This is a genomic window from Ignavibacteria bacterium (genome assembly GCA_015709655.1).
Taxonomy (GTDB): domain Bacteria; phylum Bacteroidota; class Ignavibacteria; order Kapaibacteriales; family Kapaibacteriaceae; genus OLB6.
In genome coordinates, this window is sequence record CP054181.1 from 1,217,811 (window position 1) to 1,238,534 (window position 20,724).

General features: G+C 48.6%; 19 protein-coding genes. 8 read left to right on the top strand and 11 right to left on the bottom strand.

Annotation, left to right across the window (positions count from 1 at the left end; all coding sequences use genetic code 11):
- The first annotated feature begins 2 nt into the window (after nucleotides 1–2).
- The 3 genes from rfbA to HRU79_04900 are packed head-to-tail and all read left to right on the top strand — an operon-like array spanning nucleotide 3 to nucleotide 2,511.
- On the top strand, nucleotides 3–884 hold the full coding sequence (gene rfbA, locus HRU79_04890; protein QOJ26017.1) for a glucose-1-phosphate thymidylyltransferase RfbA: 882 nt from the start codon (nucleotides 3–5) through the stop codon (nucleotides 882–884).
- A complete protein-coding gene (gene nhaA, locus HRU79_04895; protein ID QOJ26018.1) occupies nucleotides 881–2,215 on the top strand; it encodes a Na+/H+ antiporter NhaA in 1,335 nt (444 codons plus the stop codon). The genes rfbA and nhaA overlap by 4 nt, the downstream gene beginning before the upstream one ends.
- Entirely contained in the window at nucleotides 2,212–2,511 is a 300-nt protein-coding gene (locus HRU79_04900) for a DUF4286 family protein (GenBank protein QOJ26019.1), read from the top strand. The genes nhaA and HRU79_04900 overlap by 4 nt, the downstream gene beginning before the upstream one ends.
- An 8-nt stretch (nucleotides 2,512–2,519) precedes the next feature.
- Here the strand turns inward: HRU79_04900 and HRU79_04905 are convergent, their stop codons facing one another.
- The 8 genes from HRU79_04905 to polA all read right to left on the bottom strand — a co-directional run bounded on the left by HRU79_04905 (nucleotide 2,520) and on the right by polA (nucleotide 12,322).
- Complete coding sequence (locus HRU79_04905; GenBank protein ID QOJ26020.1) at nucleotides 2,520–2,906, bottom strand: (2Fe-2S) ferredoxin domain-containing protein; 387 nt, start codon at nucleotides 2,904–2,906, stop codon at nucleotides 2,520–2,522.
- Nucleotides 2,870–3,220: a hypothetical protein gene (locus HRU79_04910; protein ID QOJ26021.1), complete on the bottom strand. Its 351-nt coding sequence runs from the start codon at nucleotides 3,218–3,220 to the stop codon at nucleotides 2,870–2,872. The genes HRU79_04905 and HRU79_04910 overlap by 37 nt, the downstream gene beginning before the upstream one ends.
- A complete protein-coding gene (locus HRU79_04915) occupies nucleotides 3,217–3,888 on the bottom strand; it encodes a YdcF family protein (GenBank protein QOJ26022.1) in 672 nt (223 codons plus the stop codon). The genes HRU79_04910 and HRU79_04915 overlap by 4 nt, the downstream gene beginning before the upstream one ends.
- A gap of 7 nt (nucleotides 3,889–3,895) precedes the next feature.
- The gene (gene thrS, locus HRU79_04920) at nucleotides 3,896–5,818 is read right to left on the bottom strand and encodes a threonine--tRNA ligase (GenBank protein ID QOJ26023.1); all 1,923 of its coding nucleotides are present in this window, start codon (nucleotides 5,816–5,818) and stop codon (nucleotides 3,896–3,898) included.
- A 4-nt stretch (nucleotides 5,819–5,822) separates the two neighbouring features.
- Nucleotides 5,823–7,352: an OmpA family protein gene (locus tag HRU79_04925; GenBank protein ID QOJ26024.1), complete on the bottom strand. Its 1,530-nt coding sequence runs from the start codon at nucleotides 7,350–7,352 to the stop codon at nucleotides 5,823–5,825.
- Entirely contained in the window at nucleotides 7,349–7,849 is a 501-nt protein-coding gene (locus tag HRU79_04930; GenBank protein QOJ27271.1) for a peptidylprolyl isomerase, read from the bottom strand. The genes HRU79_04925 and HRU79_04930 overlap by 4 nt, the downstream gene beginning before the upstream one ends.
- A 114-nt stretch (nucleotides 7,850–7,963) precedes the next feature.
- Nucleotides 7,964–9,442 (bottom strand): undecaprenyl-diphosphatase UppP, encoded by a 1,479-nt coding sequence (uppP, locus tag HRU79_04935; protein QOJ26025.1) that lies wholly within the window; start codon nucleotides 9,440–9,442, stop codon nucleotides 7,964–7,966.
- A gap of 57 nt (nucleotides 9,443–9,499) precedes the next feature.
- Nucleotides 9,500–12,322 carry a DNA polymerase I gene (gene polA / locus HRU79_04940; protein ID QOJ26026.1) on the bottom strand — a complete coding sequence of 941 codons (2,823 nt, stop codon included), beginning with the start codon at nucleotides 12,320–12,322 and terminating at the stop codon, nucleotides 9,500–9,502.
- A gap of 58 nt (nucleotides 12,323–12,380) precedes the next feature.
- Here polA and HRU79_04945 point away from each other — a divergent pair, with 58 nt between their 5' ends.
- Together HRU79_04945 and HRU79_04950 are read left to right on the top strand one after the other, a co-directional pair.
- On the top strand, nucleotides 12,381–13,307 hold the full coding sequence (locus HRU79_04945; GenBank protein ID QOJ26027.1) for a TerC family protein: 927 nt from the start codon (nucleotides 12,381–12,383) through the stop codon (nucleotides 13,305–13,307).
- 110 nt (nucleotides 13,308–13,417) lie between these two features.
- Nucleotides 13,418–13,861 carry a C40 family peptidase gene (locus HRU79_04950; protein QOJ27272.1) on the top strand — a complete coding sequence of 148 codons (444 nt, stop codon included), beginning with the start codon at nucleotides 13,418–13,420 and terminating at the stop codon, nucleotides 13,859–13,861.
- On the opposite strand, the gene HRU79_04955 is transcribed toward HRU79_04950, so the two are convergent.
- The 3 genes from HRU79_04955 to HRU79_04965 form a co-directional block, all read right to left on the bottom strand.
- Nucleotides 13,851–14,198 carry a DUF2752 domain-containing protein gene (locus HRU79_04955; protein QOJ26028.1) on the bottom strand — a complete coding sequence of 116 codons (348 nt, stop codon included), beginning with the start codon at nucleotides 14,196–14,198 and terminating at the stop codon, nucleotides 13,851–13,853. The two genes, HRU79_04950 and HRU79_04955, sit on opposite strands and share 11 nt — an antisense overlap.
- 208 nt (nucleotides 14,199–14,406) lie before the next feature.
- Nucleotides 14,407–14,841, bottom strand: coding sequence for a hypothetical protein (locus HRU79_04960; protein ID QOJ26029.1), 435 nt, complete (start codon nucleotides 14,839–14,841; stop codon nucleotides 14,407–14,409).
- 185 nt (nucleotides 14,842–15,026) lie between these two features.
- Nucleotides 15,027–15,359, bottom strand: coding sequence for a hypothetical protein (locus tag HRU79_04965; GenBank protein QOJ26030.1), 333 nt, complete (start codon nucleotides 15,357–15,359; stop codon nucleotides 15,027–15,029).
- Between the two features lie 1,026 nt (nucleotides 15,360–16,385).
- Between HRU79_04965 and HRU79_04970 the strand changes: the two genes are divergently transcribed.
- The 3 genes from HRU79_04970 to dnaK all read left to right on the top strand — a co-directional run bounded on the left by HRU79_04970 (nucleotide 16,386) and on the right by dnaK (nucleotide 20,684).
- Complete coding sequence (locus HRU79_04970) at nucleotides 16,386–17,936, top strand: SulP family inorganic anion transporter (GenBank protein ID QOJ26031.1); 1,551 nt, start codon at nucleotides 16,386–16,388, stop codon at nucleotides 17,934–17,936.
- Nucleotides 17,937–18,232: 296 nt separating this feature from the next.
- Nucleotides 18,233–18,676: an Hsp20 family protein gene (locus HRU79_04975; protein ID QOJ26032.1), complete on the top strand. Its 444-nt coding sequence runs from the start codon at nucleotides 18,233–18,235 to the stop codon at nucleotides 18,674–18,676.
- Between the two features lie 91 nt (nucleotides 18,677–18,767).
- Entirely contained in the window at nucleotides 18,768–20,684 is a 1,917-nt protein-coding gene (gene dnaK / locus HRU79_04980; GenBank protein ID QOJ26033.1) for a molecular chaperone DnaK, read from the top strand.
- The last annotated feature ends 40 nt before the right edge of the window (nucleotides 20,685–20,724 follow it).

Consider the following 20,724-nt stretch of genomic DNA (forward strand, 5'->3'; position numbering starts at 1 on the left):
CTTTGCAGGTGACGTCGACCTACGGAATATTGCTTGCCGGGGGCTCGGGTACCCGACTATACCCGCTTACAGCTTCCGTTTCCAAGCAGCTGTTGCCGGTTTACGATAAACCAATGGTGTACTATCCGCTATGCACCCTTCTGCAGGCGGGTATTGGCAATATTCTGCTTATCTCGTCACCCAATCATCTGGCAGCATACCAGGACCTTCTGGGCGACGGTTCACGGCTGGGCATCAACATTCAGTACGCCCGTCAGCAAAGTCCGCGTGGCATTGCCGAAGCTCTTATCATCGCTCACAATACTGTTGGCAGTACAAATACCGTACTCATCCTTGGTGACAATATTTTTCACGGCGAAGGCTTGGCATTTCGTCACGCCGCTGAAAGCAATACCGGTGCCCGGATTTTTGCCTATCCCGTTCAAAACCCCCGGCGTTACGGTGTTGTAGAACTAAACCCTGACGGCAGCGTAGCCGGTATCGAAGAAAAACCGGAACATCCGCGCAGCAACCTGGCAATTCCAGGTCTGTACATCTATAATTCCGATGCTGCACTGTACGCCAAAGAACTTCGGCCCAGTGGCCGTGGGGAACTTGAAATTACAGATGTTCACAATGTTTATCACCAAAACAACACACTGGTTGCCGCGCGCTTGGATAACGGTGTCACCTGGCTTGATGCCGGCACGCCAGAGTCTCTTATCGAAGCATCCGCATTTGTGCAAACGCTGGAGCGGCGTCAGGGTATTAAGATTGCATGCCCTGAAGTTATCGCTCTTCAAACCGGGTTAATCACCGCTGCTGATTATGAGCAGACCGTTGCCTTAATGCCTCAGTCAGCCTACAAACAATACTGTATCACGCTACTATCAAATCAGAAATGAGTACTCTTTCCCGAATTACATCACAAATCCAGTCGTCCTTTCAATCATTTTACCAACGTTCGTCAAGTGCCGGCATAGTAATCTTATCGTTTACCGTTATTGCACTTATCTGGACGAACACGGCTCTGCATTCATCATACGAAGCCTTCCTGCACCAGCCAATTAACCTGAAGCTGTTCTCGCTGCACCTTGAGTTTTCGCTGGAGCATTTTGTAAACGACGGCCTTATGGTGCTGTTCTTCCTTGTGGTGGGACTCGAGATAAAGCGTGAACTCCTAATCGGCGAGCTCTCGAGCGCCCGAAAAGCAGCTCTTCCCGCCATTGCAGCCGTTGCCGGGATGATTTTCCCTGGCTTGATTTTCATGCTCTTTAACCACGGCACTCCCGATGCAAGAGGGTGGGGTGTTCCGGTTGCTACCGACATTGCATTTGCGCTTGGGATTCTGGCACTCCTTGGGAAGCGTGTGCCCATTGGTCTTAAAGTGTTCCTTGCTGCACTTGCGATTATCGATGACCTGTTTGCCGTACTCATTATTGCCATTTTTTATACCGGTGCATTAAACCTTACCGCACTAACTGCAGCCGCCGTAATTCTGGTTTTACTCTGGGGTTTAAACAAATCGGGCAGTAATAACCTTGGTCTGTACGGCATCCTTGGTGTTTGCCTGTGGATTGCCATCCTCTTTTCGGGAATTCATGCAACCATTGCAGGCGTCCTGCTGGCCTTAACCATACCGGCTACTGCACGTATTGATATACCTGCCTTTACAAAACGAGGGAAAATGCTGCTTCGTTCGATTGATGATAAAATCGAACAAAACGAAGACAAGGGAGAACAGCTTGACCACATAGCGTCGCTCAAGCAAATGTGTACCGACAGCAACAGCGTCCTCCACCGTCTGGAGCACGGCTTACAGCCATTCGTTACGTTCGGTATCATGCCTCTGTTTGCGCTGGTTAACGCTGGCGTCGTGTTTAATACTGCGGTGGTTGACAGTCTGTTGCACCCGGTAGGTCTCGGAATTATCCTCGGACTCTTTGTGGGCAAGCAGCTGGGCGTTTCTGTTGCCGTATGGTTGTCTGTACGTTTTAAAATTGCAGAACTTCCAAACCTGGTCTCCATGAAACATATTTACGGTGTTTCGATTTTATGTGGCATTGGATTTACCATGGCTCTCTTTGTGGCACACCTTGCGTTCCCGGCAGGCGAGAGTTTAGATGTTGCCAAGCTAAGCGTAATGGCCGGCTCTACCGCATCTGCACTTGTTGGTTCATTTGTGCTGAGGTGGTTTTTGAAAACAGGTAACGGGAAAGGGGCTCAGACTGCATGATATACGAAGTTACTGTTCGAGTTGAAAGCCACCGCAATGGTGACTGGGTGATGTGGATTCATCCGCATGTTTCACGGGTACTTGCAACGGGATGTTTTCATAAAGCTACTGTTGAACAGGCGTTAACAAACGAGCCCGCAGACATCTACGAGTACGTGATTCGCTATTCGTTTTGTCACCTTAATGACTTCTACCGGTACGAGCGCGACCATGCAGCAGCAATGCGCCTTGAAGGAATACAGTTTTTTGGTAATGCCATTAGCGCCACCCGGCGGCTCCTGAAACAGATCTCGTAGATTCTGGTTCAAACCTGACCGGCAAGTTCAGTTGGAATCCTGTATTCCTCAACCACCGTGCCGTTAATCAGATGGTCCTGTATAATTCTTTCGAGCACGTCGGGAGTGCAGCTGTGATACCAAACTCCCTCGGGGTAAACAACAGCAATCGGACCATACATGCATACACGCAGGCAGTTCGCCTTAGTCCTGTTAATTCCTCCAGGCATTGTAAGGCCAAGATCAGCCAGACGGTTTTTTAAAAATTCCCATGACTCAAGACCCTGCTCTTTGGAGCAGCACTTGGGTTTAGTCTGGTCACAGCATAAAAAAATATGTCGCTTGAATGTTCCTAAACCTAACTCCTGTGATTTCCTGGCTAAGGCTGTTTGTTGCTGCGGTGTAAGAGAATCCATCGAATACTCCATGTACTGTGAATCAATGCCATTACGGCAATAACTGTAAAAATATAATCAACGGCTGTAGGTTGTTGATGCGAACCAAGCCACATCCGTACAACCACGGGAACAGCCGGCACTGAACATATCATTACGATTAGACTGGTTACCAGTCCGGTATAAACCTCTACTTTCCCCTTGGGGATCAGTGAAAGCAAAAGCAGTAAGCCGTATGCAAGGCCTCCGGTTGCGGCAACATTCTGCGTCAGCAAAAACGTACCACTTCCCAACAGGAGAGCAAAGCCTGCCAATATCAGCGTTTTCTGTTTCATTGAACTCCGACCGTATCGGCCGGAAAGATCTCCTTGGGTCCAAGATATCGTGGCTGACTATGCAGGATATGTACGTCGGCAAGCATCTTAAGCCGTGCAAACACTTCGCGCAGCTGTGCAACCGAGAACCAGCCTGCAGGTTCGCGGGTGGCAACTCCAACGGCATACATACCCCTGCGATTCCCAATGTACACGGCCCTGCGTACATGGAAGTCCTGCGAGATGACCATAACACTGTCCATTCCCCACACCTTATGTGCGCGAATCATCGAATCATACGTATCAAAGCCTGCAAAGTCCATGGCAATATTACTCTCGGGAACTCCCATGCGCATAAGGTCTTTCTTCATCATGGCAGGTTCGTTATAGTCAACACTACGGTTGTCGCCACTCAGCAGAAGCAGCTTTACCTTTCCGCGAGCATACAACTCAGCAGCTGCCCGCATTCGCTCTAAGTAGTAGCTGTTGAAGCCACCGCTGCTTCGGGCACGACTGGTGCCCAGTACAAGGCCAACCCTGCTGTACGGTGCTGTTTCGATGGTGTACACCAGGCTGTTGGTTTGTGAATCAACGTACAGGTAGCAGGCAAATAATACACATGCCGCTGCACTCAGAATGGCTATTGTGATTTGCCAGGTACGTCTGCCGTGTTTTGAAGTCTTTGCCAACACGCAGTCAATCAGCTCCTGGCACATTCAGCCGTGCCAGCATATCCTTGAGTGACGCTATTGGTATCAAACCCTGGTCACCCTTGCCATGTTCACGCAAGGCCACACTGTCCTGTTCAATTTCCTTAGAGCCTATCACAAGTGCAAATGGGATCTTCTTTTGTTCGCTCTCGGCAATCTTACGGTTGATTTTCTCGTTACGCAGATCGGTGTGAACACGCAGGCCCATCTGTTCCAGCTCGGTTGCAAGATCGGTTGCAAAACTTCTGTGCGGTTCTGCAATTGGTAGCACGCTCACCTGAACCGGAGCAAGCCAGAACGGGAAGTTACCGGCATAATGCTCAATAAGAATAGAAATAAACCGCTCCATTGAACCAAAGGGGGCACGGTGAATGATTACCGGACGATGTTTGGTATTATCGGCACCAGTATATTCAAGCTGGAAGCGATCCGGCATCACATAATCAACCTGTACCGTTCCAAGCTGCCATTTTCTACCGATAGCGTCACGGACGATAAAGTCAATTTTGGGTCCGTAAAACGCAGCCTCGCCCTCTCCGATAAAGTAATCAAGGTTCATTTCGTCGGCAACTTCCTTGATTTCGGCTTGCGACCGTTCCCACAGGCTAATGTCGCCGCCGTACTTATCGCTGTTATCGTCGCGGAAGCTTAGCCGTGTAGACACGTCCATGCCAAACGTTTTAAATACCAGTTGTGTGAGTTCAACAACGTTCTTGATTTCATCCTTAAGCTGGTCGTGCATGCAGTAGATATGAGCATCATCCTGGGTAAAGCCACGAACACGGGTAAGACCGTTTAGTTCGCCGCTTTGCTCATAACGGTACACGGTACCAAACTCGGCAAGGCGCACCGGAAGATCTCTGTATGATCGGGGTTTAGAGGAAAATATCTGGTGGTGGTGCGGACAGTTCATTGGCTTAAGCAGGTATTGCTCATCATCAACGGTAATCGGGTCATACTGCGAGTCAGCATAATACGGATAGTGTCCGGAAGTTTTATACAGCTCCAGGTTACCGATATGCGGGGTAATCACTTCCTGATACCCTCGCTTACGTTGTTCACTGCGCAGGAACTCCTCCAGTCTGCGCCGAAGAATAGTACCATTGGGCAGCCACACCGGCAGTCCGCCACCAATCATTGGTGTGATTGTAAAAATCTCTAACTCCTTACCAAGCTTACGGTGATCCCTGCGTTCGGCTTCTTCACGCTGAAGGATGTATTCTTCCAATTGAGCTTTCTTTGGAAAGCTTATACCATAGATTCTGGTGAGCATCTTACGCGACACGTCACCGCGCCAGTAGGCACCGGCAACACTGAGCAGTTTCGGAAATTTCAGTCTGCCCGTGCTGGGTACGTGTGTGCCTCTGCACAAATCAGTAAACCCTCCTTGGCGATAAAAGGTGATCTCGCTGTTCTTCAGTCCTTCCAGAAGTTCAAGCTTGTATTCGTCGCCCTTCTCACGGAAGTAAGCAACTGCATCATCCCACGAAACCTCGATACGTTCGTACGTACTGTCTGCCTTCACCAATTCCTTCATTTTATTCTCGATGAGCGGCAGCGTTTCAACGCTGATGGACACTCCGTCCGGCAAGTCCACATCATAGTAAAAACCATTTTCGATAGGCGGCCCAATGCCGAACTTGACGCCCGGATACAGTGCTTCGAGTGCTTCTGCCATTAAGTGTGCAGTACTGTGCCAGAAGATTTCCTTACCTTCCGAATCATCAAAGGTTACAATTTTAACAGATGCGTCTTCGGTTATTTCGCGCGACAGATCGTATTGCTTTCCGTTAACGAAAATGCCAACAGCGTTGCGGGCAAGCCCTTCCGAAATCTGCAGCGCAATGTCCATACCGGTAGCGCCCGACGGGAAATCGCGCACATCCCCATTTGGCAGTGTAATCTTCATACTGTCACTTCTCTAAAATGATAATTTCAACCCGCCGGTTTAGCTGCCGGCCTTCAGGTGTTGAGTTGGTTGCCACAGGACGTGTTTTTCCGTATCCTGTTGACTGCATTCGCGATGCCTCGATACTACCAACTGTGGTTAAGTAGTCGTAGACCGATCGGGCTCGGCTGTCCGACAGTTTCAGGTTGTATGATTCTGAACCCACACTGTCGGTGTGACCCGCAATCTCGATTTTTAGCGACGGATTCTTGCGTAATACCTCGACAAACCTGTCCAACTCAAATCGGCTTTCCGGACGGAGGTCCCACTTGTTGTAGTCAAAAAAGATATTGTTCAACTGGGCAACGCTTCCGCGCTCGATCGGAACCAGATACAAGTCACGGTGCATCTCGGTGTACTCCTCGATACCCGTAAGATCAATGTTTTCATTGACCGAGATAAAACTGTCGGCAGACGCCCTGAAGCCATACTTTGAACCTGCCGGCAGCACAATTTTATACTCGCCGGTACCTGGAGAAGAACGTGCGATGCCAAGTTCCTTTCCGGTTAACAAATCCTCGTACACAATATCAGCTTCGATTGGTTCAAGCGTTTTCTTGTTGAGTACCCTGCCACGGATAAGGACCACGGGACGTGGCCGTTTGCTTTCCGGAAGCCTGATTTTAAAGATGTCGCCGGCGCCGTAGCTGTTGTTGTACGATACATAATACGCAAAGTCACCAGCCGCCGAAATGGTATAGTAGAGGTCCCAGCCTGCTGTATTGATGGAGCTGCCAAGATTTTCGGGTTCACTCCACAGCGTCCACGTACTGTCCAGCCTTCGGGTAACAAAGACATCAAAAGCACCAAAGCCGCCAAAGCCGTCCGAAGCAAAATAGAGTGTCGAGTTATCCGACGCCAAAAATGGCGTTGCTTCGTGCCCGATTGAGTTTACCACTCCACCCATGTTCTTTGGTTCAGACCAGGAGCTGTCGGTCTGACGGAACGAAATGTAAAGGTCCTTACCACCCTTCGAGTCGGGGCGCTCGATTGCCATGATCAGGGTTTTACCGTCGTTTGCAAGCGTGAACTCACCAAAGCGGTTATTATTAAAGTAGTTTTCTATCTGGAGTGATTTGGGCTGTGACCATCCTGAAGCAGTACGATGACTGATTGCCACCGACCTGTGTTTCATCTTGGGGTCAGCATAACTATCACCCAGAAGAACTGTATTTCCGTCTGGAGTAATGGAACACAGGTAGTTATTGTCACGATTGTTTAATGGTGGTCCTATATTTTTAGCAACACCCCATGTTCCGTCGGCCTGCAGTTCACTGTACCAGATATCCTGGCGTGCACCGCCAACGTTATTCGGATCGTGGCTCCTGCAGAAATACAAGGTCTTCCCGTCCGGTTCAATTACCGGCAGTATATCGTCATAAGGACCATTAACATTGGGTCCCAGGTTGATAGGCAAAAGAGTTGTATCGGTCTGAGCAAATGCTGCCGATGAGGAAATCAATACCCATACAACAAGAGCTGCTGGAAAACTCATGAGCCTTTCTTGACAATCGTCATCTCTATCTTTTCAAACGGATTATCCGACTGGTCACGTGGAGCTGAAACAATCTGATCTACAACTTCCATCCCCTTAACCACTTCGCCGAAGGCAGTGTACTGTCCATCCAGAAACGTTGCATCTGCAACGCAAATAAAGAACTGTCCACTAAAACTGTTCGGGTCATTTGTCCGTGCTGCACTTAAAACTCCGCGAACATGACGCTTATTACTGAATTCAGCCTGTACTTTTTCGGGATAGCCGCCGGTGCCCCATGTGTTGCGAGGCTGTGATTTTGAATTCGGATCGCCTCCCTGAATCATGAAGCCGGGAATCACGCGATGGAATGCTGATTTATTGTACCATCCTTCGGCAACGCGGGCAGCAAAAAACTCTGCATGTTTCGGTGCCACATCAGGCCACAGAACCAATTCAATTTTCCCTAAATCTGTATTGCCCTGGCGGACACTGATAACAAATGTGTCTTGCGTCATTTTTTTCCCTGCTACTGCTTTTGTTGTTGTACTTGGTTGAGCACTTACTGCGACCGTAGCAAATACTCCCATGAACAAAGTGAATAAAATCAATGATTTATGCATTGCTGCTCCTTAGTGAACGAACCTGTTAACTTGTCGTATTATTTTTATCCGAATCGGCTTATCCGGTATTGGATCCAGTTCCCCGAAAGATCCCGGCTCTACTTCTACCTCGGAGATCTTTCTCACTACATCGAGCCCCTTTACAATTCTACCAAAAATCGTGTATTGGTAGGGGAGGTTTTTGGCCTTATCCAAACAAATAAAGAACTGGCTCGTGCCGCTCCCGGGCTCTGCCCTACGTGCCATTGCCACAGCACCAGGGTGATAACCCAATTTGGCCGACGGCAGTAAGCTGTCTAATTCTTCGGGAAGGGGCTTTCCATTCGCAGTATGACCACCCCGGCCCCATTCAGCGCGCATCCGTGGATCGCGCGTAGTGGGGTCACCCATCTGAATTACAAAGTCCTTCACAACCCGGTGAATCAGGGTATGGTTATAATATTTCTTTTTCACCAGTTTCATAAAATTCTCAACTGTCTGGGGGGCATCGTTTCCGTACAGACCAATTCTGAACGTGCCCATCGACGTAATCACGTCGGCATAATTGGTGATTTCCGCGCTATCTGGTAATATGGTGTTAACAGTTGCGGGCACAGATACACCCTGCTCGGTTTGTATTTCGGCAGTACCCGATTCACTGTGTGTTGTTGGCTGGCATCCCGTAGCCAGCAAAACCACACCCAGGGCAAGTCTGTAGATAATAAACACCTTCAAACTCCGGGTGCGCAAGTACCGCAGAAGAAAGCCGATAGAGTAATATCCGCTGATCATCGATACAATAGTGGCAAGAAGTAAGGCAGCTCCGTTTAATTCCCACGAGATGTACTTGACCTCACCGAGAAATTCAAACACACCCGCACCCAGAACCGCAGGTATCGACAGGAGAAAAGAAAACCGTGCAGCATCCTCACGATTAAGCCCCCTGAAAAGCCCTGCCATGATGGTTGAACCACTTCTCGAGGCACCCGGGATTAGAGCAAGCGCCTGAGCAAGACCAATAATGATGCTGTCAGCAACAGACACCGCATCCAGTTTCTTCGCCATCGTAGCGCGGCGTTCGGCAATCCAGAGAAGCAAGCCAATTCCGATCAGGCCAACGGCCATTACAATGGGATTTTTTGTAAACGATCCCTCGATAATTTCCTTAATTGCCAAACCAATCACAACTATGGGTACGGTGCCGATGATTACCAGGAAGGTTTGGCGGGCGTCTCCCGACCATTCGGATACCGGCACACGCCAGGGTCTGCAGATCTCAGTGAAAAAGGCAACTATCATCCGTAGAACATCGTGCTTAAAGTACACGAACACTGCTGCCAGTGTACCTAACTGTATTGTTGCAATAAAAGCCGTCCACTGTTCAGGCCTGTTCGGGTCGATAACTCCCATCAGGGTCCCTGCCAATGTTAGGTGGGCAGTACTGCTAATGGGGATAAATTCTGTAAGCCCCTGGATGATGCCAAGGATAAGGGCTGCAAGCAGGGTCATGAACAAAAATACTCAACACGGCTACCAGTTGGGGAATATGCGTGGATCCCTAAGGTTTCAGTGCGCCTGATACCATGACTCACCAACGCCGGTTTCTACCACAACGGGTACGTTGTGAAGCGGCATTGCCTGCTCCATCGTGGTTTGGACCATTGTTCGGAGCTCGTCGGCCTCGGAGCGGTGTACCTCGAACAACAACTCGTCGTGCACCTGCAGTATCATCAGTGCTTTAAAGCCCTGCTGTTTCATGGTACGATGAACCGCTATCATAGCAAGCTTCATCATGTCGGATGCGCTACCCTGAATTGGTGTGTTAATACATGCACGTGCGGCACCGGCGGCCAGATTTTTATTATTGCTGTTAATCAGCGGGAAGTACCGTCTGCGTCCAAGCAATGTTGTTGTGTAGCCCCGTTCGCGGGTTGACCGGATCGTGTCATCAATAAAACCCCGAATCCCCGGATATTTGGCAAAGTAATTTGCAATGATTTCCTGAGCTTCCTGCCGTGAGGTTCCTAACCTCTGACTTAAACCAAAAGCCCCCTGACCATACATGATCCCAAAGTTGGTTGTTTTTGCAATCCGGCGCTGCTCGGTGGTCACGGCATCAATCGGCACGTCAAACAATATGGCTGCCGTGGCTTTATGGATATCCTCGCCATGTTTGAAGGCTGCCAGAAGGTTTGCGTCCTGCGACATTGCAGCCATGATACGCAGCTCTATTTGTGAATAGTCGGCCGACATGATCACGTGGTCAGGGTGCTGAGCCACAAAGGCTTTCCGAATTTGCTGACCAAGCTCGGTGCGTACCGGTATGTTTTGCAGATTGGGGTCGGTAGAGCTTAGCCGGCCTGTTGCAGCAACCGTCTGATTAAACGATGTGTGGACTCTGCCGGTATTGGATTTAATGAGTTTTGGTAATGTTTCAACGTAGGTGTTACGCAACTTTTCAACCTGCCGGTAATCCAAAACAAGCTGGGCAATTGGATAGCTCTCGGCAAGTTCCGTAAGAACACTAACATCTGTTGAGTATCCGGTTTTATTTCGTTTCTTACCAGGCAGCATCATCCGATCGAACAAAATCTCACCAAGCTGCTTTGGCGAGTTAATAGTAAATTTTTCACCGGCCTCGGTATAAATCTCCTGCTCAAGGCGTGCTGCCTCGGCACGCATATATTCTCCCAGGTCTGCCAAAGCCCCTTTATTGATGAACACACCATTGTATTCAATTTGCACCAGAACCTCTGCGGTTGGGAATTCTACTGTCTGAGCCAGCGTTTCCAAGCCTTGATTCTGCAGTTCGGTCCGGAGTGCGAGTGAAAGTTTCAATGCAACATCGGCATCTTCAGCGGCATAGTCACGTACCTGGGTAGGATCTACATCACGCATATTTTTCTGTGAGCTCCGTTTTTCGCCGATAAGAGCTGTAATCGGGATTGTTTTATACTGCAACAGCCGTTCGGCAAGAGCATCCATATTGTGCGGAAGGTCCGGATCAAGAATATAGCTCGCCAGCATCGAATCAAATGCGAACGGTTCGAGTGTAATTCCGTATCTACGTAAAACCAGTGCGTCGTATTTAAGGTTCTGGCCTACCTTCCCTACCTTTGGGTTATGAAACAGTATTTTAAGTTTATTGATTACCGCTGTTATCGGTAATCCGTCGGTGCCTACCTCAGTGTCGAAGAGGGCGGGAGAGGTTTGCTGCTCATCAACATCATTAACATTAATATAGTACGAAGTACCGGGCGTAACGCACAGTGCTATACCAACAATTCTGCACTGCATTGCATCCAGTCCGGTTGTTTCCAGATCAACGCTCAGCCAGTCGGGCGTACCAAACTCATTCAGCATCGAATCGAGTGCCTCGTAGGTATCTACCAGGGTATAGCTGTGCTCTACATCACTGAGTGTTTGCAGCGTGTGGCTTACGTGGACTGGACCTTGATTGGAACCAAACCCATCCGTACCTGGGTTATGTATTTCGTTGGACCTGTTGGCACCTTCACCGGCAGCAAGGGTACGGTATTTTGAACGCAGGCTGGTAAACCCCAGTTCTTCGAATAGGCTGTCCAGGCCGACGTAATCGGGACTTGTCCGCCTTACGTGGACAGACTCTGGCTGTAGTGGTACCCTTGTATCAATCGTAACGAGGTGTTTGGAGAGGAATGCCATCGAGCGGGATTCCTCAAGTTTCTTACGAACCGAGGCTCGTTGTACAGTTTCGAGTGCGTCGTATAGAGTTTCAAGGGTACCGTATTCTTTAATTAGGGGCAGTGCCGTTTTTTCTCCGATACCTTTTACACCGGGGACATTATCGGATGAGTCACCCATCAGGGCAAGCACATCAGCAACCTGATGTGGCGGAACACCGAATTTTTCACGTACTGTTGCCGGTTCATACACATCGTAGGAGTCCTTCCCGGGTCGGAGAACGTGAATTTTATCATTCACGAGCTGGAAATAATCTTTATCGCTGGTAACGCATAGCACCGAATTCCCCTGGTCTGCCTGCTGGACGGCCAGCGTACCAATCACATCATCAGCCTCGTATCCTTGCATCTCAATCCGAGGGATCCCCAGTAAATCAAGAAAGGTTTTAATTCTGGCAAGCTGGGGCACCAAATCGTCTGGGAACGCATCGCGGTGAGCCTTGTACTCCGGGAACGCTTCATGCCGGAACGTTGGTGCTGCCGTATCAAAGGCTACCGCAATAGCTTCTGGCTTGTATGTTTCGAGCAGATACGATATCATATTTGCAAATGACAATACGGCAAACGTAGGTTCACCGGTATGGGTTTGCATTCCGGTGTACAACAAGGCATGGTACGCACGGAAAACCAGCGAGAAGCCGTCAATCAGAATTACTGGTTGTTTCATAACGGGCAAGTTAGCTACTATGTAGTTTTGTGAGTGTTCTTAACAACTATTCCGTCCCATGCTTATTCCTCCGTTCTGGCTTTATACAGGTTTTCTCGTACTGGTAGGCACGTTGCTGGCATTAGACCTGTTTGTATTTCATCGAAAATCTGCTGTTCAGTCAGTTGGTGCCGCACTTGGGTGGACGGCATTCTGGGTTACTCTGGCACTCTCGTTTAACGGACTTATCTATTACCTGGAAGGCCCAAAGGCCGCCACGGAGTTTTTTGCAGGGTACCTGCTGGAGCAGTCGCTCTCGGTAGATAACATCTTTGTGATCATCCTGATTCTCAAGTATTTCCGTGTAGCCCCGCAGTACCATCACAAGGTTCTGTTCTGGGGTATCATTGGTGCAATTGTCATGCGTGGTATGATGATAGCTGTTGGTTCTGCACTTATTTCAAACTTCAGCTGGATCTACTTTGTCTTTGGTGCCTTCCTGATATTTACCGGCATCAAGATGGCTTTACCGGGCGACGACGAGCAGGACCTTGAATCAAACGTTGTTGTACGGTTCAGTCGCCGATTCCTGCGGTTAACGCCGGATTATCATCAGGATCGCTTTTCTATTAAAAAAGACGGACACAAATTTTTCACACCGCTTTTTGTTGTCCTGCTTGTGATCGAGGCTACGGACCTGATATTTGCTGTTGACAGTATTCCTGCAATTTTCGCCGTCACCCAGGATCCATTTATCGTGTTTACCAGCAACATTTTTGCTGTAATGGGTTTGCGAAGTCTGTTCTTTGCTGTTGCCGGCGTCATGGGTCTGTTTCATTTTTTAAAGTACGGTCTCAGCATTATCCTCTCGTTTATTGGTGTTAAAATGTTTATCCAGCACTGGTGGCACATCCCCATTGAGGTTTCTTTAGGTGTAATAGCCGTGATTTTAGCTCTCAGTATCATTGCTTCGATTTTGTTCCCCCCTAACAAGGCCACGGCATAGTTCGTTAATAGCCAAAGCATGGTTATTTTCACTGTGTGATAGCCCCTTCAGCAGTTGGAATTGTACTGGCAAAATCGTACAGCCACTCAGCCTATCGCCATATCAAGGGCGTGTGTGTGTTCATTGCAGTCATTGTTATTGCCGGCTGTTCGTCCACACGAACTGTAACCTGGCACGGCAGCCCGAACGTTAATACAGTTTTACAGCGAGCCGTTGACTTACGCGGGACGTCGTACTGTTCCGGCGGTGACGATCCTGATTGTTTTGACTGTAGCGGCTTTGTCAACTTTTGCTTTGCTGCTGCCAACATTCACATTCCGCGGACCACTACTGAACTGTATGCTCTTGGACGCTTTGTAGAACGCAATGATCTGGAAGCTGGTGACCTTGTGTTCTTTAGAACTGTCTCGAAAGGTGCAAGCCATGTTGGCATTTATGTTAACGATAACACCTTTATACATAGCTCGACTTCAAAGGGTGTTATTATCTCAAGTCTAAACGATTCATACTGGGGCCCGCGCTACCTGGGTGCCAGAAGAGTGGTTATGGAGTAGTCTGCGCTACTTTAAATCGTTTATAACTTTTTGTAACGATTACAACACCGAACGGCAGTAGCAGAAATATCATCGGATTGCTGTAGAAAGCTTCAGTCGGATTAAGCTTTAAAAGGGCAATAAAAGCAGACGTTAATCCACAGCCTGGGCAACTGAAACCAAACACCGACTTCCACAAACATGGGATACAGAGGTCAATACCGGTTGCAGCCATCAAAACCGAAGAAGCCACGATGTAGCCGCCAACAAGCCAGTATAGTTTGTTCTCAGCAATGCTGGAACGTATGAATTTCAGTACCATGTTCCGGTGCTCTGAGTCTGTTATGGATGTTGCCATACAACAACAAAAGTAGCATCAATCCAGATACAGAGCGGTAACCAAACCAGAAAAGGTGTACGCAATAAATAAGACCCCCTGACGCATCGGTACGGTGAGTTGTGGTCTTCGGACGATGCAGGTGCAGGGGGCCTTGGAATGTAGGGATAGATCCTAATCTACAGGCTTAGCGTATGCTGGTATTCATTACGTTTTCAGTAGCGGTTTGCTAATTGCAACCAGCGATTCCTTCGAGATACACTCGTGAAAACACCTCGGCACTAGCGCCGGAGCTGTATTTCGTTTTAAATGTTTCAGTAAGCTTTGTCACTTCCTGGGCAAGCTTTAGTGATTCTTGAAGCACCGACATATCAGTTTGAGCTTTCTTGGCAAGGTTTGCTGACCTGCAGTACAGCTCGGCTAAGCGCTTGGCATCGGCTTCTGCTGAACCTGTATCTTCGGATGGCTGACTTTCTCCGGCAGACGCACTCGCTGTTGCATCAGCGGTTGCACCAGATGCTGCTTCATCGCCGCCTGTTGTTGGTGTATTCTGTGTTGCAGTTTCCATCACCTTCTCCGCTGCGTCATTCTCAGACGAGCCACATCCGGTTGATACTAAGCCAATAAGCACAAATGCAAAAAGAGGTACAAATATTTTTTTCATGTCATTCCCCATTGAATGTTTAGTGAGTTAAAGTTCTGGCTTGTTTTGTATGAGCAAGTCCGATCCATCGCATATTCCTGGTCCATGAGAAGCGATGCTGAGAACGGAAATATCTGGTACATGTTCAGCTGGTTCTTGTTACACAGTATGCAATGGATAGATTCTCTTGGTTTACAACTCATGTATTATTCGTTATCATCATCTTTAGGTTCTGCTTCTTCCCTACATTTCTTCTTTTCTGCACGATAGAAATCAGAGAATTCTTCTCCTTTACCGATTTTCTCATACTTATCCTTGTACATTCGACGTAATTCTTTTGCTCTGCGCCGCAGCTCTCTGCCCTCTTCCTTTGCTACACGGTCTGGTGCGTTCTTGATCATCTCTCTTGCCTTGCACCGCATCTTAGCTACCTCTCTTGCATCAATTAGCACTGGATTATCGCTTGCGGAATCACCGCAAGCAGCCATGAACACTCCCACAAACAATACAATAATGATGTTCAAAATAATCTTGTACACGCAACCTCCTTATAAATTGGAATATTAGTTATGTGCTCTCATCACGGTACTGAATTAGCACGTTCGAATACGCAGCAACTGATTATGAATACTCATTTACCTCATGCTAAACGATACATCGCATCAATACTAGCAATAAATAATAAGTGTATCAATGTGATAAAAGTAGTATGGCAAGACTCTTGTATGACATGTACCTGATATCAAATTAAATGCTGATTCCCCGGCTGTCGGTCAAGAGTACATCAGCCCTCCACGAAACAACATAAATAACGATACGAATCATAGGTGCGACCCCACGTGGTCGCCCATCACCAAACATCATAAACAATATCACGAACCCGTTGGAGAAGATGGCATCTGCCCACCACGGCACAACATAAATATCGATAATACCATAGGTGCGACCCGTGTGGTCGCCCTCTCCGCATGATCACTCTGTACGAAACGCCAATAAATCATCATAATCAATTGGGGCGGGAACCAATCCCTGTCTATTGCTGACGCACGGCCGTGAACCCCGACGTTCTGACCATTAAAAGATTTAATAAATCTTATGATTCTGTCTCCCCCTCCCTAAAGTCCGAAGGAGTTTGGGGAGGGGGCCGGGGGTGGGGTTGGGGCCGGGGTGGGGGGGGGGGCGGGGTCACGCTATCCTATTATTCTCCCACTATACCTGAAAGCAATTGCTCCGGAATTCCTATGGATTTTTATGTAGGCTGCGCACCGTAGCCGACCGGCCGAGCTGTAGTGGTAGGTGGTAATGCACGATGGTGGTGGAGGTGGGGGTGGGGCCCGAAGGGCCGTAGTCCGTCCGCTTTGAATGTTGGCGTGGTTTGGTCGTGTAGGGCACGATGGGTCTCGGTCGTGTAGGGCACGATGGGTCTCGGTCGTGTAGGGCACGATGTGCCTCCGTCCTGTTTTGTACGATGGGTCTCGGCCGTGGCGAGCGCACAACAGCCATCCTAAGTTCATTCCCTTCGTTTATAAAGGCAGTATTTTTGTGCTATTTACATACGGCAGTTTATGAAGCGGACCATCAGATATTATCGGATAATGTGGCTTAGGTATGATTTAGCGGCAGGCCTGACTGTCTTCCTGGTTGCCCTTCCGCTGTGCCTGGGTATCGCTCTTGCTTCTGGGGCTCCACTGTACTCCGGACTGCTGTCAGGTGTGATTGGCGGACTCTTGGTGTCCGTGATCAGCGGATCACAACTCGCAGTCTCGGGGCCTGCTGCAGGCCTGACCACCGTTGTGGCTGCCTCCATTGTCTCACTCGGCGATTTTAGAGTCTTTCTGCTTGCCGTGATCGTAGCTGGCCTATTCCAGGTACTGCTTGGTATCCTAAAATTAGGTACTATTTCCAACTACTTCCCGTCGGCTGTTATCAAGGGGATGTTGGCCGCCATCGGTGTCATGCTCATCTCTAAACAGATACCAATCGCCCTTGGTTACGATCAGCCTAATTTTTGGACCAGTGGGTTTCTTGAACTTTTTGACCTGCGAAACTTTGAACAAAACGCACACTACTTTAGTGACCACATTTCGGTTGGCGTTATCATCATCAGCGTGCTATCGCTTGCTACTCTTTCTCTGTTCAATATACAGGCTATTCGAAAGCGCTTTATCGTTCCGTCGCCACTCCTGGTTGTGGTAATTGGTATCGTTATTAATCTGCTTGTGTTTGTACCTTCGTCAGGATTGGTCCTTAAACCAACTCAACTCGTACGTATCCCTGAAAATGTGCTTGCCAACATCTCGTTCCCTGATTTTTCAAAGCTGTTTTCTAATACCGGTATCCTCAAGGATGGTATTGTAATCGGATTGCTCGCTTCGCTCGAAACCTTGCTATGTATCGAAGCAACCGACAAGCTGGACAGGCGAAACCGTATTACTCCGATCAACCGCGAGCTTGTCGCTCAGGGCATTGGCAATATTACCTGCGGTATGCTGGGAGCTATACCCATCACAGCAGTTGTGGTTCGTGGATCTGCAAATGTCGACGCCGGTGCACGCACCAGACTGTCTGCTTTTACCCATGGAGCCTACCTTCTGCTTGCCATTCTGCTGATCCCGTTTGTACTTAATCAAATTCCATACGCCTCGCTGTCCGCTATTCTAATACTAACAGGCTACAACCTTGCAAAGCCAAAGTTGTTTATCAATATGTGGAGTCTGGGATTACGACAGTTTATTCCATTTATCGTGACTATTGTCGGAATTCTGGTCACTGACCTGCTTGTCGGCGTGTCTATCGGTTTACTGTTCTCGTTCTACTACATTGTCCAAAACAACTTCAAAGCCGAATACCGAATTAGCGAAACTGTTGATGATGGCACCGATACCTACCTGATAAAACTCAATACGAACGTCACCTTCCTGAATAAGGTAAATCTTCGAAAATCGCTGGATCGTATTCCACCAGATAGCAGACTTACCATTGATGGTACGCACTGCAATTTTATCGACTACGATATCCTTGAGATTATCAGCGAATACCATGGTAAAGCCGCCGACCGCCGCATTGAACTCACTGTAAAAGGGGTTCAGCGCGTTAATGTGACTGCTGTACACTAACCTACTGCCATACCACACGCCCCCGGTGGTAGGTAAACGAACACCTCACCGCCAGCTATCAAAATGTTAACACCTCAGCTTACATCATGCTGCAGTCAGTCAAAACGGCAGCCCGACAGCATGGCGCGTCATTTTGGCTGCCTCAGTGCACGGTATTCTGTCATTTTGACGCTTTTCTTGGTTTGGCACGCTTTTCCATGACCCTTAAGTGTCTCTAAAAACTAAATCTGAAGAACCGAACCATGAGAACCACATTTCAAAAATCATTTGTACCAACAACATATTTCAGGAGCCCCATGATGAGTATCATAAAGGTTGATCCGTTCCGCACATTCGATTCACTTGCACGTCGTGTAAACGAAGCATTTGGCGATGTTCAACGCACCGGTATTACGTTCGAGATGGGTGATTTTACACCGCGGGTTGACGTTGCCGAATCTGAAACTTCACTCACGTTTCATGCCGAGTTACCAGGCATTCCCAAAGACAATGTTAAAATCACGGTAACCGATGGTAATATCCTTACCATTCGCGGCGAAAAAAAACGTGAAGACAAGCAGGAGGGTAAAAACTTCATGCGCGTTGAGCGCAGCTACGGTAGTTTTGCACGCACCTTTACACTGCCCGACAATCTGAATACCGATGCAATAAAGGCTTCGTTCGACAACGGAGTCCTTAACATCGAGATCCCGAAGGTGGAACCAGCAAAACCCAGGGAAACCGAAGTTACTATTCAGTAAGTTTTGTTAGGGGGCTTTGCATTATGTGCCATAGCCCCCTTCCATTTTTATACAGAAGCATTCACTACAAACATTATAACGAAAGATATTTATGGGTAAAATAATAGGAATCGACCTGGGAACCACCAACTCGGTAGTTGCCGTTATGGAGGGCACACAGCCTGTGGTGATTGCAAATGCCGAAGGTATGCGCACCACACCATCCGTTGTGGCTTTTACCAAGAGCGGTGAGCGCCTGGTTGGTCAGGCTGCTAAACGTCAGGCAGTCACAAACCCGCACAACACCGTGTACTCCATTAAACGGTTCATGGGCAGGCAGATGAACGAAATCTCCGATGAATCTAAGTCTGTACCATACAAAATCGTAGCGGGTGACAACAACACTGCCCGTGTGGATATTGACGGACGTCACTACTCACCGCCCGAAATCAGCGCCATGATTCTGCAAAAGATGAAACAGACGGCCGAAGATTATCTGGGTGAAAAAATCACTGAAGCCGTGATAACTGTTCCGGCATACTTTAACGACTCGCAACGCCAGGCTACCAAGGATGCCGGCGAGATTGCTGGCCTTACGGTACGCCGCATCATTAACGAGCCAACGGCTGCTGCCCTGGCATACGGACTTGATAAAAAAGGTCACAATCAAACAGTTGCCGTGTACGATCTTGGCGGCGGAACGTTCGATATCTCGATTCTGGAAATCGGCGAAGGCGTGTTCGAAGTTAAAAGTACCAACGGCGATACCCAGCTGGGGGGCGACAACTTTGATCAGCGCCTGATAGACTACCTTGCAACCGAGTTTCAAAAACAGGAAGGTATCGACCTGCGGAAAGATCCGATGGCCCTGCAACGTTTGCGCGAGGCTGCCGAAAAAGCTAAAATTGAACTCAGCCAGATGCTACAAACCGATGTGAATCTGCCGTTCGTAACGGCTACACAGGAAGGGCCAAAGCACCTGAACATCAACATCACCCGTGCTACCTTTGAACAGTTGTGCGCCGATTTGTTCGACAGGTCACTCAAACCCGTTGAAGCTGCTCTCCGCGATGCCAACCTTACACCGTCGCAAATCGACGAAGTGATTCTGGTAGGGGGCTCAACCAGAATTCCCAAAATCCAGGAACTGGTAAAGAACTTCCTTGGCAAGGAACCGTCACGTGGCGTTAACCCCGACGAAGTTGTGGCCGTTGGCGCTGCTATCCAGGGCGGTGTGCTGGCAGGCGATGTGAAGGATGTGCTCCTTCTGGACGTTACACCCCTGTCTCTGGGTATCGAAACCATGGGCAGTGTGATGACACCGATGATCCCGGCAAATACAACCATTCCACACCGGAAAACCGAGACCTTCTCTACTGCAAGTGATAGTCAGCCAAGCGTTGAAATTCACATTCTGCAAGGGGAACGTCCAATGGCTGCCGACAACAAGACTCTCGGCAAGTTTCACCTTGATGGAATTCCGCCGGCACCACGCGGTGTTCCCCAAATCGAAGTAACCTTTGATATCGATGCAAACGGTATCCTGAGTGTTACCGCAAAGGATAAGGCAACAAACAAAGAACAAAACATTCGTATCACAGGCTCAAGCGGCTTGGATAAGTCCGAAGTTGAACGGATGAAACGTGAAGCACAAGACCATGCTGCAGAAGACAAGAAGCGTAAGGAAGAAATCGAACTCCGCAACCAGGCCGATGCCCTGGTGTACAGTACCGAGAAACAGCTTAAAGATTTCGATGATAAATTAGACATCGATACTCGCGACCGCATTATCAAGGCCAAGGACAGGCTGGCCGATTCCGTAAAGAATAATCCTGCGGATATCCGAGCCGCAATGGATGCACTGAACGAGATCTGGAGCGAAGCTTCCACCAAGATGTATCAGGACGTTAGTAATGCCCAGGCCCAGCAGCCTGAACAAAGCGCCAACACCACTGCCGATAACAACGATGGCAGCAATGTGGAAGACGCTGACTACACCGTTGTTGACGATGATAAGGGCAAACAATAGTCCGGAACTCTTGTTCTCTGCTGAACATTCAAAGGTCTGC